Origin of the sequence: Dyadobacter sp. CY312 (genome assembly GCF_021390535.1) — a bacterium.
Classification (GTDB): Bacteria; Bacteroidota; Bacteroidia; order Cytophagales; family Spirosomataceae; genus Dyadobacter.
Genome location: NZ_JAJUXG010000012.1, coordinates 195,027 through 209,144, shown reverse-complemented (window position 1 = coordinate 209,144; position 14,118 = coordinate 195,027). Strand labels below are relative to the sequence as shown.

At 42.7% G+C, this 14,118-nt stretch carries 14 protein-coding genes; 10 read left to right on the top strand and 4 right to left on the bottom strand.

The annotated features are described in order from the left end of the window. Positions 1–29 precede the first annotated feature (29 nt). A complete protein-coding gene (locus LZG71_RS17665) occupies positions 30–497 on the bottom strand; it encodes a thioredoxin family protein (RefSeq protein WP_233822512.1) in 468 nt (155 codons plus the stop codon). 181 nt (positions 498–678) lie between these two features. On the opposite strand from LZG71_RS17665, the gene yihA reads away from it, so the two are divergent. The 5 genes from yihA (at position 679) to LZG71_RS17640 (ending at position 4,884) form a co-directional block, all read left to right on the top strand. Beyond that, entirely contained in the window at positions 679–1,287 is a 609-nt protein-coding gene (gene yihA, locus LZG71_RS17660; protein ID WP_233822510.1) for a ribosome biogenesis GTP-binding protein YihA/YsxC, read from the top strand. A 121-nt stretch (positions 1,288–1,408) separates the two neighbouring features. Further along, positions 1,409–1,927: a DUF5606 domain-containing protein gene (locus LZG71_RS17655; protein WP_233822508.1), complete on the top strand. Its 519-nt coding sequence runs from the start codon at positions 1,409–1,411 to the stop codon at positions 1,925–1,927. An 89-nt stretch (positions 1,928–2,016) separates the two neighbouring features. Next, positions 2,017–2,676, top strand: coding sequence for a deoxyribose-phosphate aldolase (deoC, locus tag LZG71_RS17650; protein ID WP_233822506.1), 660 nt, complete (start codon positions 2,017–2,019; stop codon positions 2,674–2,676). After that, positions 2,676–3,794 (top strand): glycosyltransferase, encoded by a 1,119-nt coding sequence (locus LZG71_RS17645; RefSeq protein WP_233822504.1) that lies wholly within the window; start codon positions 2,676–2,678, stop codon positions 3,792–3,794. The genes deoC and LZG71_RS17645 overlap by 1 nt, the downstream gene beginning before the upstream one ends. Before the next feature lie 145 nt (positions 3,795–3,939). After that, on the top strand, positions 3,940–4,884 hold the full coding sequence (locus LZG71_RS17640; protein ID WP_233822503.1) for a 3-oxoacyl-ACP synthase III family protein: 945 nt from the start codon (positions 3,940–3,942) through the stop codon (positions 4,882–4,884). An 83-nt stretch (positions 4,885–4,967) separates the two neighbouring features. Here LZG71_RS17640 and LZG71_RS17635 read toward each other — a convergent pair whose 3' ends face one another. Next, a complete protein-coding gene (locus LZG71_RS17635; RefSeq protein WP_233822501.1) occupies positions 4,968–6,962 on the bottom strand; it encodes a M1 family metallopeptidase in 1,995 nt (664 codons plus the stop codon). Positions 6,963–7,097: 135 nt separating this feature from the next. Here LZG71_RS17635 and meaB point away from each other — a divergent pair, with 135 nt between their 5' ends. The 4 genes from meaB (at position 7,098) to LZG71_RS17615 (ending at position 10,298) form a co-directional block, all read left to right on the top strand. Further along, entirely contained in the window at positions 7,098–8,093 is a 996-nt protein-coding gene (gene meaB / locus LZG71_RS17630; protein ID WP_233822499.1) for a methylmalonyl Co-A mutase-associated GTPase MeaB, read from the top strand. Between the two features lie 105 nt (positions 8,094–8,198). Then, positions 8,199–8,678: a hypothetical protein gene (locus LZG71_RS17625; RefSeq protein ID WP_233822498.1), complete on the top strand. Its 480-nt coding sequence runs from the start codon at positions 8,199–8,201 to the stop codon at positions 8,676–8,678. 369 nt (positions 8,679–9,047) lie between these two features. Beyond that, a complete protein-coding gene (locus LZG71_RS30615) occupies positions 9,048–9,920 on the top strand; it encodes a diacylglycerol kinase family protein (RefSeq protein ID WP_233822496.1) in 873 nt (290 codons plus the stop codon). Between the two features lie 42 nt (positions 9,921–9,962). Further along, a complete protein-coding gene (locus tag LZG71_RS17615) occupies positions 9,963–10,298 on the top strand; it encodes a translation initiation factor (RefSeq protein WP_233822494.1) in 336 nt (111 codons plus the stop codon). Between the two features lie 58 nt (positions 10,299–10,356). Here the strand turns inward: LZG71_RS17615 and LZG71_RS17610 are convergent, their stop codons facing one another. Both LZG71_RS17610 and LZG71_RS17605 read right to left on the bottom strand, forming a co-directional pair. Continuing rightward, positions 10,357–10,809, bottom strand: coding sequence for a hypothetical protein (locus LZG71_RS17610; protein WP_233822492.1), 453 nt, complete (start codon positions 10,807–10,809; stop codon positions 10,357–10,359). A gap of 67 nt (positions 10,810–10,876) precedes the next feature. Then, positions 10,877–12,118: an ABC transporter permease gene (locus tag LZG71_RS17605; RefSeq protein WP_233822490.1), complete on the bottom strand. Its 1,242-nt coding sequence runs from the start codon at positions 12,116–12,118 to the stop codon at positions 10,877–10,879. Positions 12,119–12,345: 227 nt separating this feature from the next. Here LZG71_RS17605 and ggt point away from each other — a divergent pair, with 227 nt between their 5' ends. Beyond that, entirely contained in the window at positions 12,346–14,112 is a 1,767-nt protein-coding gene (gene ggt, locus LZG71_RS17600) for a gamma-glutamyltransferase (protein ID WP_233822488.1), read from the top strand. Positions 14,113–14,118 lie beyond the last annotated feature (6 nt).

The following is a 14,118-nucleotide window of genomic DNA, read 5'->3' as shown; positions in this document are numbered from 1 at the left end:
CTTTTTCTATGCACCGGAATCGAATCTGATTACAATGCTCTGGTATTATGTTTTGGTATTTTCTTTCCTATCTTAATCAGAGTTTCAGGGTTTTGGTAACCGATAACCTCTTTTACCACGTTGCCGTCCGGATCTATAAAAAACAATGTTGGATACCCCTGCAACGGATATTTTTCCGCCAGCATGGGTCCTTCTCCACTTTCCATGTCAAATTTCACATTAATGAAGTTTTTATTAAAAACCTCAGCCACATCCGCACGGGTAAACACATTTTTTTGTAATAATTTGCACGGTCCGCACCAGGTTGTGTAGGCGTCAAAAAAAATCACTTTCTTCTCTGCCTTGGCTTTTTTCAAAATTTCAGCCCAGGTACCTTTGGTAAATACGATGCCTTTATCAGCTACTTTTACTTCTTTCTTTCCTCCATCAGTCGCATAGGCAACAGAAACTGACAACAACAATATCAGGGAGAACAATGCTTGCTTACAAATCTTCATTTTTTTCTGATTACGAATTAAACAATGGTATAACGAAAATACGACTTTGTTTTATTTTAGTAAAGACAATTATAAATCAATAGGTTCCAATCAATTGGATTGTTACGTGTCTGACGACACACATCCGGCGAGTGCTACCAAAAGAATAAGTACCTTTGCAGCAAAATAACGATATACTACAATGAAAATTCAGGAAGCAAAATACGTGATGAGCAATTCAGATTATTTGAAATGCCCTGCACCCGACAAACCTGAATACGCTTTTATAGGACGTTCCAATGTGGGGAAATCCTCTCTTATCAACATGCTTGTTGCAAAAAAATCACTAGCAAAAACTTCCCAACAACCTGGTAAAACGCAGTTGATCAACCATTTCGAAATAAACAACTCGTGGTATTTGGTCGATTTGCCAGGATATGGCTACGCAAAAGTAAGCAAGACCGAACGTGAGAAATGGGAAACCATGATATCGGACTATCTCTACAACAGAGAAAATCTGTTGTGCACATTTGTACTAGTCGATATTCGCCATAGCGCTTTGGCAGCAGATCTCGAATTCATGGCAGGTTTAGGTGAAGCTGGAATTCCGTTCAATATTATTTTCACGAAGGCAGACAAACTGAAAGCGTATCAGGTGGCTAATCAACTGGAAGCGTACACTACAAAACTGGCAGAATTGTGGGAAGAGGTGCCCACATTCTTTGTAACCTCAGCCGAGAAGGGAGAAGGACGGGAACCTATTCTTGAGACAATAGAAACTTATAATGAAACGTTTTCAAAAAACGCATAGCATTTTAGGTTGTTTACGGTTGAATCTTTCCGTTATTTTGCGGTAAAATTGAATTGCCGGCAACCTGTTCTTACACATTGAGAGCAAAAAAATCTAAATAAAAACTAATAGCACAGTAGAAATGAGTGATAAAATAGAAACAAACGGAATGGATTTGCTGAAAGAAATAGCCAACGTTTCGGGCAAAGGCGGACTTTTTCGTATTTTAAAGCCGAGCCGTGCAGGTGTAATCGTGGAAAGCCTGGATGAAAAACGTGAAAAGACATTAATTGGCCCGACTGCTCGTGTATCTGTGCTAAAAGATGTTTCCATCTTTACCGATGGAGAGGAAGAATCAGTTCCATTGGCTGACGTGTTCCTTAAAATAAGAGAAATTCATGGAGAACAGGTTTCAATTGACCTGAAAGCTTCTTCTGACAAAGATCTTATCGAATTCCTGAATAAAATTCTTCCTGATTTCGACAGATCGAAAGTATACATTTCTGACATCAAGAAAATTATCACCTGGTACAATCTTCTGTCAAAATACACACCTGAACTTTTTGTTTCTTCAACTCCTGAGGTTGCCGAAGAAACTGCTCCAGTGGCCGAAGAGCCTGCTGCTGCACTAAAAGCTAAAAAAGAAAAAGCGAAGGCATAAAAATTCAGCCTTGCCAATACACAATATAACAGAAGCCCTGTCGATCCTGACGGGGTTTTTGTATTAATCCAGATTCCGGACATCCTCATATGAGCAATCTCGCTTCCTACATAGATCATACGTTACTGAGTCCGGTAGCGCGGGAAACAGACATACGTAAATTGTGCGAAGAAGCTTGGATTCATCAGTTTAAGGCCGTTTGTATAGCACCGACTTATGTTGCATACACCAAAGAAATGCTGGAATTCTGTCCGGTAAAAATAGAGATCGCCACCGTTATTGGATTCCCTATGGGCTACTCCACTACCGCCATCAAAGTTGCAGAAGCGCACGATGCATTGGCCAACGGTGCTACTGAACTGGATGTGGTTATGAATGTTGCTCAGTTCAAGTCGATGGCGTACCTGAGCGTGCGGGAAGAAATCAGGCAACTGGTAGAAATTTCCCACGAAAATCAGGCAGTTCTAAAAGTAATTATTGAAACAGCTTACCTGGATTCCTTTGATTTGTATACCGCATGCGAAATTTGTGCAGAGGCGGGTGTAGATTATGTCAAAACATCGACGGGTTATGCCCCGACAGGTGCAGATCTCGAAACTGTCCGTAAAATGAGATCTATACTTCCCGAACAAATTAAAATTAAGGCTTCGGGAGGAATCAGAACCTATGACCAGGCCATTGCTTTTGTAGAAGCGGGTGCCGACAGGATAGGAACTTCTGCGGGTGTATCCATTGTAACCCCGGCCTGATGCAGCGCGTACTACTTCTCAGCTCCGTGCATCCCGCAACCGACCCACGCATTTTCTATAAAATCGCACCGTCGTTAGCAAGCCGTTATGAAGTAATCTGCGCACTGCCCAACGCTTCGGCCTATACCGAGACGGATCACAGCGTGACCATGATCAGGTTGCCTCATTTTGAAAGTCTTTTCGTGAGGATCCTGCTTTGCCATCCTGTGGTGCTCTGGAAATGTATCCGGCTGCGACCGGATCTGGTTCACATTTTTGTACCAGAACTCATTCCTCTCGCAATATTATTTCAGTGGCTGGGAGCAAAAATAATTTATGAGGTACAAGAGAATCTCTACAAGAAATTTGAGATAAAAAAATACAACAACCAGACAGTTTTTCGGCACATGTTCAGGCAATTTGATTTTTATGCCCGGCAAAACTTCTTTTGTATCTTCACCGAGGAAGCCTATCGCGAAGAGTACAATACACTTGCATTTCCATCAGCCGTTGTCAGGAATTTTGTATCATTAGCTTTTGTAGACAAACACCCCAAAAAAGAACGCAATTCGTATCCAAATTCTCCTGCTTTCTTTTATTCCGGAGTCGTTTCCATGGAACGCTGTTTCGATACACTCGTGGCGGCGCTGGTTCTACTTACCGATAAATATCCAACTCTTATTATCCATCTGTTCGGTCCGGTAAGATTCAGTGAAGAAGAGGCCAACAAACTTCCGGGGTATGCCCATGTCAGGAAACATCTGATTTTTTATGGTTATTCAGATTTACGTTTTTCCTTGCCATTTGCAAGAAATTGTCTGGCAGGAATTGCCCTGCTGAAATCCGTTGCCGATTATCCGGAATCCTATCCTGCAAAGCTGTTTGAATACATGGCACTAAATTTGCCTGTAATAACTTCGAACTTTAATTTGTATCGCAACATTGTTGAAGAGTCAGCTTGCGGTTTCTGTATCAATCCTACGAATCCTGAATTGTTGGCAGATAAACTCGACTGGATCATTAGCAATCCCGATCTGGCCTTCGCCATGGGCACTAAAGGAAGACAAGCGTCTCAAAGATTCCATAATTGGGAAAACGAGCAAAAGACACTTTTAAATTTTTATCAGACTATTCTATAAAATCACAAAGCTGAGACGGAGCGAAATATTATGATTTTATAAATTTATTATTGAATTGTTCAAATATTAAATACTACGTTTTCTACGAAATATTTAACTTTCGGAATTAAAAAGATTTTTAGTTTGCGGAGTCAACTTCTCAACCATGTATATTAATACAGTTAGTCATTACTTACCAAGCCAAGTTATTGGTAATGAATATTTTACAAAACTTAACAATCTTTCTGACGAATGGATTGTAGCACGTACCGGAATTTCTGAAAGACGGAGAGCTTCTCCCGAAGAAAATACAGCAACAATGGCGATTCAGGCTGTGGATACTTTGCTTGAAAATATTCCTTACAGTAAAAACGAGATAGATCTTATAGTAGGTGCCACCTACACACCCTACGATACCATTGTAACACTGGCGCACGCTGTTCAGCATCACCTGCAAATTCCAGATATACCCGTTGTTACCATATCCTCGGCATGCTCATCATTGCTCAATGCGATTGAAATTGTGGAAGGGTATTTTGCTATGGGAAAAGCTTCAAAAGCGCTCGTAGTGGTTTCTGATCATAATACTGCTTACAACAATGAGCAGGATACGGTTTCAGGACATCTCTGGGGTGACGGGGCTTCGGCATTGCTGATTTCGAAAGAAAGGCAGACCAAGACAGACATGCACATTAAAAAGCTGATCACCGGAGGTGCTGCAACCAGCGGAAGAGCCATTGAAGCTGTGGTGTTACGACCTAATGATCGCGGTGTAATTATGCCTTATGGAAGAGATGTATTCCAGAATGCATGTATTTACATGCCGAAAGTGAGCCAGCAGGTTATACAAGCATGTAATCTTACGATCGATGACCTGGATTACCTCATTCCTCATCAGGCCAACCACCGTATCAGTCTCAATGTGATTAATACACTTGGTATACCGGCGGAAAAGCTTCTTTCTAATATTCAATATTTGGGAAATACCGGATGTGCTGGCTGTGCGATTGCATTATCAGAAAACAGAGATAAGTTTAAGGCGGGAGAAAATATCGTAATTACCGTTTTTGGTGGTGGTTATTCATACGGAGCCATGCTTGTTACAGTCTGACAATATTTATAGCTAAGAAACTAAAAAGCCTTTCCATTTTGAGTTCGTCAAAATGGAAAGGCTTTTTTAATGTTGCAAAAGAACTAATTCACCTCAGAACCGGAAAATTTAGCCGGTTTCCAGGTATTATTGTCTGGCTCAATATCGGGTAGACTTTGGTCCGGATCAATTGTTACCGAGCGGATAGGCTGGCTTGTTGAAGCACGGAAAGTCCAGCTACCGCCACGTTGCCAAATTTCTACCGGGAACTCAACCCGCGTTTTCTTTCCGCTTACTTCTTCAATGTCCACTTTTGCAGGCATTGCCCACTCGTTGAGGTTTTCGATTGTGATCAGCGCTCCTTTTTCAGGATTCTGCTCTACATATACAACATCTTTTACGCTCTGGTCCAGCTGGTAATTCTCGAAGAACCAACCCTTCCAAAACCAGCCAAGATCTTCTCCAGCTGCGTCTTCCATGGTACGGAAAAAATCGTAAGGAGTCGGATGTTTGAAAGCCCAGCGTTTGACATAAGTTTTAAATGCATAGTCGAACCTTTCTTTGCCAAGCACTTGCTCTCTCAGCATCCGAAGGCCTAGTGCTGGTTTGTAGTAGGCTTCCCAACCCAGATTATTAGGCTGGATTACTTCCGGAATGGTCATGATAGGATCTGCCTTGGGACGGAAAATAATCGGAGCCAAACGGTGCAGGTTGTTCATCTGCGTACTTTTATACTCCCCATTATTGAAATGATCGCCGGAAAGGAAGTTGATAAATGTGTTGAAGCCTTCATCCATCCATGCATACTTGCGTTCGTTGTTGCCAACAATCATTGGAAACCAGTTGTGACCAAATTCATGGTCTGTAACGCCCCAAAGATCTTCTCCTCTGCTCTTGCTGCTGCAAAAAACAATACCCGGATACTCCATTCCACCCACAATTCCTGCTACGTTGGTTGCAACAGGATAAGTGTACTCATGTACATAGGAGGAATAAAATTCGATGCAACCCTTCACGTATTCCGTCGAGCGCCCCCAACCTTCGAGCCCACCATCTTCGGCAGGATATGCAGATTGTGCAAGAGCTGTTTTGCCATTAGGCAGGTTCATACGTGCGGCGTCCCACACAAACGCTTTGGATGTCGCCCAGGCAATATCCCGTGCCTGCAAACATTTAAAACGCCAGGTTAAAGTACCCGACTGTTTTGGCCTCGATGCAGCTGATGTTACTTCCTCAGCTGTACGAATCATCACCGTTTCATCGCTTTTGGCAGCTGCTGCCAGTCTCTTACGCTGCTCAGCTGTCAGCACTTCATTGGGATTTAGAAGTTCTCCCGATCCCACAACAATATGATCCCAGGGAACTGTTACATTATATTCGAAGTCACCATATTCCAGATAAAACTCTCCCGCTCCCAAATAAGGTAACAGGTTCCAGCCTTCAATATCATCAAAAACAGCCACGCGCGGATACCACTGTGCCATTTCATAAACGATACCATTTTTGGTCTCCAATGTCCCCATCCGGTCGGATCCGTACTGCGGAATCTTAAATGAATAGCCAATTTTCACACGGATAACATCTCCGTTCGCCTTCACAGGTGTAGCCAGACGTATCTGCATGCGCGTATCTGACACAATGTAATCGGCATTTACATACTTATCTTTCCCCTGTTGAATCTGTACAGAATGAAGTGAATCACCACCACTGAATCCGGTATTGCCGAAACGACCACCGGTTACAGCTGTCGTTTTTCCACCTCTCGACTGGTCATTAAAAGCATTCTGATCCAGTTGAAGCCAGATAAATTCCTGATTTTCAGGGCTGTTATTCTTGTATACAATCTCAACATCACCGCTTACAATTCCTTTTTGCTCATCCAGAGCAACGTTGATTTTGTAATCGGCACGATTTTGCCAGTATTTAGGCCCGGGTGCTCCGCTGCCTGTGCGATATTCACTGCCTGGCTGAAAGTTAAAAAGGGGGTGAAAAAGGACGTGAGCATCGTACTGTGCTTTCTTGGCTTCCTGTGCAAATACACCTGAAAAGCTAAGACAGCACAGCGCTACAATGCCGAAACGAATTTTTGATATTTTCATTCGATTGATAATGTATTGAAAAGATGTTATTGAAAACGAACAATATAAGGGATTTAGCGTTTTTTCGGATTAAAAAGTTTCATTTTTACACGTCTATAACGACTTTTACAGTCAACCACATTCGTAAAACAAATAATGCGGCAACGGCTCTCACCTGATGAATACAGCAACGGTATCTTGACCGGAGACCGCATTATATTAAGCCGCGCCATTACTATAATTGAAAGTCAGCTCCGTGAGGATCGCGAATTAAGCAGAATAATACTGAACAATATCCTGCCCGAAACCGGCAAATCTCTGCGGATAGGCATTACCGGAGTTCCCGGAGTTGGCAAAAGCACCTTTATTGAAACCCTTGGAACCTATATTACAGGAAAAGGCAAAAAACTGGCTGTTCTCACCATAGACCCTTCCAGCAAAAAAACGGGCGGGAGCATTTTGGGTGATAAAACCAGAATGGAAAAACTTTCCCACAATCCAAAGGCATTTATACGGCCCTCAGCTTCCAACCTTTCTCTTGGCGGAGTTGCTCAAAATACCCGTGAAGCCATGCTACTTTGTGAAGCAGCGGGCTTTGATGTCATCATCATCGAAACCGTGGGTGTAGGGCAATCGGAAACGATTGTGAAGGGCATGACCGACTTTTTTCTATTACTGATGCTTGCCGGCGCAGGAGATGAACTGCAGGGAATTAAAAAGGGCATTATGGAAATGGCAGACACCATTGCTATCAATAAAGCTGATGGAACCAATAAAGCCATGGCAGACCGGGCGGTACAGGAATATTCGAATGCGCTACATTTGTTCTCTAAACCAGAGTCAGGCTTTACGCCCAAAGTTGTACCCTGTTCTGCAATTGCCAATACCGGTATTGACGTCATCTGGCGCATTATACTCAGCCATCGGGAGCACAGCTTAGGTAATGGCTTCTTTCACAAAAACCGCCAATCGCAAAATATTGAATGGATGTATGATTCCATAAAGCAAACCCTTCAAAATAGATTTTTTGAAAGCGATGCAGTTGCCCGGAACATTGCAGAAGTTGAAAAATCCGTATCTGACGGAAAAGAATTGCCTCTGCATGCAGCAGAGAGATTGCTGAACATTTTTCTTCACGAGGAAGAAGAATAGGATTCGGGGCGGATTTTTACAAAAATCACATTTTAGCGTATTTTTTAGAGTAATTTTAGCCTATTAATCACGTTATGGATTCTCCAACCTTATTATTTTCATTTTATGAAATTGACTAAAATCTTCGCCAGAACCCTTTTCCTATCCGTTTTATGTATTGCATTCCTATTTGTATCGTGTAAGGACGATGATAAGGGACCGGAAAAAGTCGACACCAACCCGATTGTGGGAAGCTGGCAGTACGTTTCTGTTGCTCCTGAAACGCCGGGCGCTAATATTCCGGTTTTGGCTCTGATTCCAACCATAACCTGTATGAAAGACTTAGTATTTAAATTTGAATCCAATAATACCGTTTCCGCTTTAAACTGTGACATAGCAGTGTCAGCTATGGCAGCCGCAGGACTAACAATCGGAAGTCAAACCAAATGGGAAGTTGTTAGTAATAAGCTTAAGTTAACCAATGGCGCGCTTGTAAGCGAATTCCCAATCACACAAACGGCTACTCAAATGACCATTACTGTAAACACTGTTACAGATACAACTAAGCCAGCAGTGAATGCTGTGATTACATTGAAGAAAATATAATCATTTGATTTCCCATAATAAAAACACCCTGTTGGCAAGAGCCAGTAGGGTGTTTTTATGTTAATATTTTAGCGATCCCGCTTTTGTAAACCCATGTTACTGACTCACCAATATTCCTCAGTTCATGAATCACTGTGTACGCATCGCATTCCATACTTTCACAAGAATCCACCCATCCCTAAGGTTTCTCATATTTTTTGTGGAATTTTGTGCAGGAAATGATAAGTCAACCGCGCAAAGCCACATATGAGTAAGTTTGATAATTTGTTCAAAAAACTGGATCGTCAGAAATATCCTTTTATTGATGGACTATACTACTTGTTCATCATCGTTTTCATTCTTCTTTTATTCGTCTTTTTTGCTTGATCCGTGGCTGATTATCTTTTTATTCTCAATCCGAATTCGGGTACATCTATCGGAAAAAACATTGATGCTGTGGCTCATACCATTGACTCATTTGCAGAAAAAACTCAAAACTCAGCCCATATACTTTTCACCGAAGGACGTGGCCATGCAACCGAACTTGTAAGAGAAAACGTAGATAAAAATAAGTGGAAAGCGATTGTTGCTGTTGGCGGAGACGGAACTGTTAATGAAATTGCGCAGCCACTTATCGGGCACGCAACACCGGTTGGCATCTTGCCTGTGGGCTCAGGAAACGGCCTGGCGAGACATCTTGGTCTTCCACTCACACTGGAGGCATCTCTTGAAAAACTTTTTGGAGGATCAGTAATCACCATTGATAATGGTCTCATTAACGACATGCCCTTCTTCTGCACAGCGGGAATGGGATTTGATGCCTATGTAGGGCAGCTTTTCAGCCAGCAGCTGAGCAGAGGACTTGCTACGTACATCAATGTATCTTTTAAAGCATACTGGGATTATAAGCCTCAGGTGTTCAGGGTAAATGGTCAAAAAACAGATGCATTTTCACTCACCTTTGCCAATGCCGGCCAATTTGGTAACAATGCCTGGGTGGCTCCGCATGCCAGTTTACAGGATGGGATTCTGGACGAATGTACCATAAAACCTTTCCCCAAATGGTTCGGTACGTCACTCGCCTACCAGCTTTTTACAAAACAGCTTAAAACTTCGAAATACATATCTTACAGACATATCACTGAAACGCTCGTGGAGACGGATACACCTCCGATTATTCACTACGATGGCGAACCATTTCAGTTGGAAACCAATAAGATCAGGATAAAAATTAACCCGCAAAGCTTAAATGTGATTGTCTGAAGACTTGCAGCAATCTATTTTCACAGAAAAACTCAATGCAACATGTCTAAAAAGAATCGTTCAGGAGTGGTTTATTCCACCGATCCCGATTTTGAATATAAAAATTCGGAAGAAGATGAGCCGGAAACACTGGCTCCTCAGCAACAGGATTTAAGAATATGGCTTGACCGCAAAGGTGGTGGAAAGGTAATTACCGTTGTGAAAGGCTTTATTGGCAAAAACGCAGACCTGGAAGTATTGGGAAAACAACTAAAAGGACTGTGCGGAAGCGGCGGAACGGTTAAAGATGAGGAAGTACAATTGCAAGGCGACCACCGCGAAAAAGTAATCGCATGGCTGGTATCGAAAAACTATAAAGCTAAAAAAGCAGGAGGATAAGTGATAAGGGTTTGGGGCAAAGGGAAATCTCCCCTGCCCCAAATCCTTTGCCCCATATTTATAAAACAGCGGCTGTATCTATTTCTGTTGGTGCTGGCAAAGGTGTAGCTGGTGTCTGTGCCGGTGGGAAGCTACTACGACTAGCCCCTAATACCTCAACATCCGTTACAAAGAATTTAGTATCACCATTCCAGGGAAGAGTAAAGAACTTCTGTTCGTAAGTCAGGGAAACACGGTGTCCATTTTGAATGGCTTCTTCAATCTTCGCAATTGCATCCTTATTTTTTCCACTTACAGAAAAAACCCATTGTGAAGAGTTCATCGTTCCATCTCCTTCACTAAGGCCCCCCATTCTTAGTTCACCTTCATAAGTTTTGAACAAATATCCTTTATTACTCAACTGAGTAACGAAACCACCTCGCTTACCTTCACTGTAATAACCAAATGTCAGATAGTATAATATCCCGAACACAATGGCTAGGAAAACGATGAATATGACCCACTTACGCATAATTTTTGATATTCTAAGTTTGTGAATTAAGGCGAACTTCGCAAAATGGTTTGATTTTTCCTAGTGATTATTTTGCCCGGATAGCCGTCACCGGATCCATCCTTGCAGCCAGCATGGCCGGAATGATGCCGGACAAAACACCGATTACACTGGAAACACCCAAACCAAGAATTACATTTTTTGGGGAAAGTATAATTTGCAACGACCCCATTGGAATGAATGACAATAAGTATACCAGGAATATGCCCACCAAACCTCCTACCAGACTAAGCATGACAGCCTCAAAAAGGAATTGGAAAAGAATTGAGTAGTTTTTTGCACCCAGAGATTTCTGAATACCGATTAAATTGGTACGTTCTTTTACGGAAACGAACATGATGTTGGCAATTCCGAAACCTCCTACCAAAATAGAAAAACTCCCGATAACCCAGCCTGCAAGGGTTAATACAGCAAACAATCCGGAAATAGCCTCAGCTGCCGCTTCCGGGCGATTCAAAGAAAAGTTGTTGGTATCGCGTGGCTTGATTCCACGTTTGGTTCGCATCAGTCCTGTTATCTCTGCCTCCACTTCTTTCATTCCTTCATCCTCAGGAAACCCTTTCACAACCGTGGTTGCCCTTCGTCTCCCTGACTGGAATAATTTGGAAAACGATGAAAACGGGATATAACAGTTCTTATCAGGATTGCCGCCAAAATCTACAAGACTTTCACCCTTCTTTTCCTGCACACCAATCACAACAAATTTATTTCCTGCCAGTTTAAATTCCTTTCCCACAGCATCTTGTCCAGGAAAAAGCGCGGAAGCAATATCCGCACCTACTACCGCAACATTTCGCGCATTAGAGCTTTCCAGCGGCATAAAATACCGGCCATTCACAATGGGAATATCCGATATCATGTTGTACTCAAAAGAAATTCCCTGAACCTGCCCCTGAATACTGGTCGAACCATTTTTCAGGGTTTGTCCGCCCCGGGAATCAAAAACGGCCACAGCACTGGCAGATTCAAGATTATCATACAAGTATTTGTACTCTGCGAAAGTTGGCTCCGGCCACTGAAAATATTTCCACCACTGGTATTCTCCTCCAAAACCCCAGGGCCACTTTTGGACATATATCACTTTGTCACCAATAAAACTCATGCTGTCCTTTATACTTTTTTCAAGGGAATCGACGATGGTAAAAACTGCTACAATAGCGAATATCCCAACAGTTACCCCCAAAAGTGATAAAGTAGTTCGGGTGAGATTTGACCTGAGAGCCTGCCAGGCAAACCGGAAACTTTCCCATAACTGGCGTAATGATTTCATATATGCTGCCCTGATATTTGATTCGCAAATAAAGAATTATTCTGAAAAGTACCATCATTGCATCAGGCATCAACGGAAATTAGGACAGAAGGCATTAAAACAGTGTGAGTAGCAAGGATATAATGTCCGATAAACTGATTTTGAACTGAAAATTGTGAAAAAGGAGGTTAATTACATGGCTGTTGTTTAGATTTGATAAATTACAAAAAAATCACGACATCAACCACATGCGCATTCGTTACACACTCCTGCTTTTTATCATCGGCTCCTCAGAATTTCTGGCAGCTCAAAAACCCGTTCAGGAATCATCAGGTTTTTATCAGTTTCTCTCCGACGATCCCAATCAGAAGTCCTTTTTTAGTGATAGAAAAGGTGTTATAGCTAAAAATGGAATGGTCGCTTCGGCGCACCCTGAGGCATCCAGGGTTGGAATCGAAATATTACAGGCAGGAGGTAACGCCATTGATGCGGCTATTGCCGTGCAGTTTGCTTTGGCGGTAGTACACCCTTCGGCAGGAAACATTGCAGGAGGAGGGTTTCTCGTATATCGGGATAAGTCAGGAAGCACAAGCAGCATTGATTTCAGGGAAAAAGCTCCGGCAAAAGGGCATGCGGATATGTATTTGGACAAAGACGGAAATGTAATTCCAAATTCAAGTATTCTCGGCCGACTGGCTTCGGGTGTTCCCGGCTCTGTGGATGGAATGGTGGAAGCCCATAAGAAATATGGCAAACTTCCCTGGAAAAATCTACTGCAACCTGCCATTGATCTGGCAGCAAAAGGGGTGATTCAAACCGAAAGAGAAGCAAGAGGATTGAACGCCATAAAAAAAGACCTGCTATCAATCAATCCCGGAACAAGTTATTTTCAAAAATCAGATGGCACCGATTGGGTCGCTGGCGATAAATTGGTTCAGAAAGACCTTGGCAAGGTATTAACCCGAATCCAGAAAAAGGGACGTGATGGTTTTTACACAGGTAAGGTTGCCAAAAACCTTGTTAAGGATATTAATCAGAACAAGGAAGGGATTATTAGCAAGAAAGACCTCGCAGATTACCATGCGAAATGGCGGGAGACCGTTTCTGAATCCTATAAAGATTACAAAGTTATTACCATGGCTCCTCCGTCCAGCGGCGGCATCGCGTTGGTGCAGCTCATGCGGCTGACAGAACCATTTCCGATCAAGCAATGGGGATGGCACAGCGATTCTACCATACAGGTCATGATTGAAGCAGAAAGGCGCGTGTATGCCGACCGTGCAAAATTCCTGGGGGATCCTGATTTTGTTAAAATTCCGGTAACTGAACTGGTCGGCAAAAATTACCTTGAAACGCGCTGGAAAGATTTTGACTGGAATAAAGCCACGGCAAGTAGTGCAGTGAGTGGCGGGGTACTTCCCGGATATGAAAGCCTCGAAACTACACACTTTTCTGTTGTGGATAAAGACGGGAATGCAGTTTCTGTAACAACAACACTGAATGGCAGCTACGGAAGCCGCGTGGTGATAAAAGGTGGGGGCTTTATAATGAACAACGAAATGGACGATTTCAGCGTAAAACCAGGCGCTCCTAATATGTATGGCTTAATCGGAAACAAAGCCAATGCCATTGCTCCTGGCAAACGCATGTTATCCTCCATGACCCCAACCATCATAGAAAAGGACGGAAAACTACTGATGGTAGTAGGTACACCTGGTGGCTCCACAATTATCACTTCTGTTTATCAGACAGTCCTGAATGTACTTGAACATGGCATGACCATGCAGCAGGCCGTGAACGCATTGAAATTTCATCATCAATGGCTGCCCGATAAAACCACTTTCGAGGCAAACGCATTTTCTGAAACAGCTATTAAGAGACTTCAAAACAAAGGTTATATTCTCGAACAGCAACGCAACACCATTGGCAGAATGGATTGTATACTCGTTACACCGGATGGCTGGCTTGAAGGAGGCGCAGACCCGCGAGGTGACGATACAAGTGTCGGATACTGATAGAGA

Bases quoted from the DNA above. Each gene is read 5' to 3' on its own strand.
- LZG71_RS17610 (WP_233822492.1), bottom strand. From the start codon at position 10,809: ATGCGTAAGTGGGTCATATTCATCGTTTTCCTAGCCATTGTGTTCGGG.
- LZG71_RS17645 (WP_233822504.1), top strand. From the start codon at position 2,676: ATGCAGCGCGTACTACTTCTCAGCTCCGTGCATCCCGCAACCGACCCA.
- LZG71_RS17625 (WP_233822498.1), top strand. From the start codon at position 8,199: ATGAAATTGACTAAAATCTTCGCCAGAACCCTTTTCCTATCCGTTTTA.
- ggt (WP_233822488.1), top strand. From the start codon at position 12,346: ATGCGCATTCGTTACACACTCCTGCTTTTTATCATCGGCTCCTCAGAA.
- yihA (WP_233822510.1), top strand. From the start codon at position 679: ATGAAAATTCAGGAAGCAAAATACGTGATGAGCAATTCAGATTATTTG.
- LZG71_RS17635 (WP_233822501.1), bottom strand. From the start codon at position 6,962: ATGAAAATATCAAAAATTCGTTTCGGCATTGTAGCGCTGTGCTGTCTT.
- meaB (WP_233822499.1), top strand. From the start codon at position 7,098: ATGCGGCAACGGCTCTCACCTGATGAATACAGCAACGGTATCTTGACC.
- deoC (WP_233822506.1), top strand. From the start codon at position 2,017: ATGAGCAATCTCGCTTCCTACATAGATCATACGTTACTGAGTCCGGTA.
- LZG71_RS17615 (WP_233822494.1), top strand. From the start codon at position 9,963: ATGTCTAAAAAGAATCGTTCAGGAGTGGTTTATTCCACCGATCCCGAT.
- LZG71_RS17605 (WP_233822490.1), bottom strand. From the start codon at position 12,118: ATGAAATCATTACGCCAGTTATGGGAAAGTTTCCGGTTTGCCTGGCAG.
- LZG71_RS17655 (WP_233822508.1), top strand. From the start codon at position 1,409: ATGAGTGATAAAATAGAAACAAACGGAATGGATTTGCTGAAAGAAATA.
- LZG71_RS17665 (WP_233822512.1), bottom strand. From the start codon at position 497: ATGAAGATTTGTAAGCAAGCATTGTTCTCCCTGATATTGTTGTTGTCA.
- LZG71_RS17640 (WP_233822503.1), top strand. From the start codon at position 3,940: ATGTATATTAATACAGTTAGTCATTACTTACCAAGCCAAGTTATTGGT.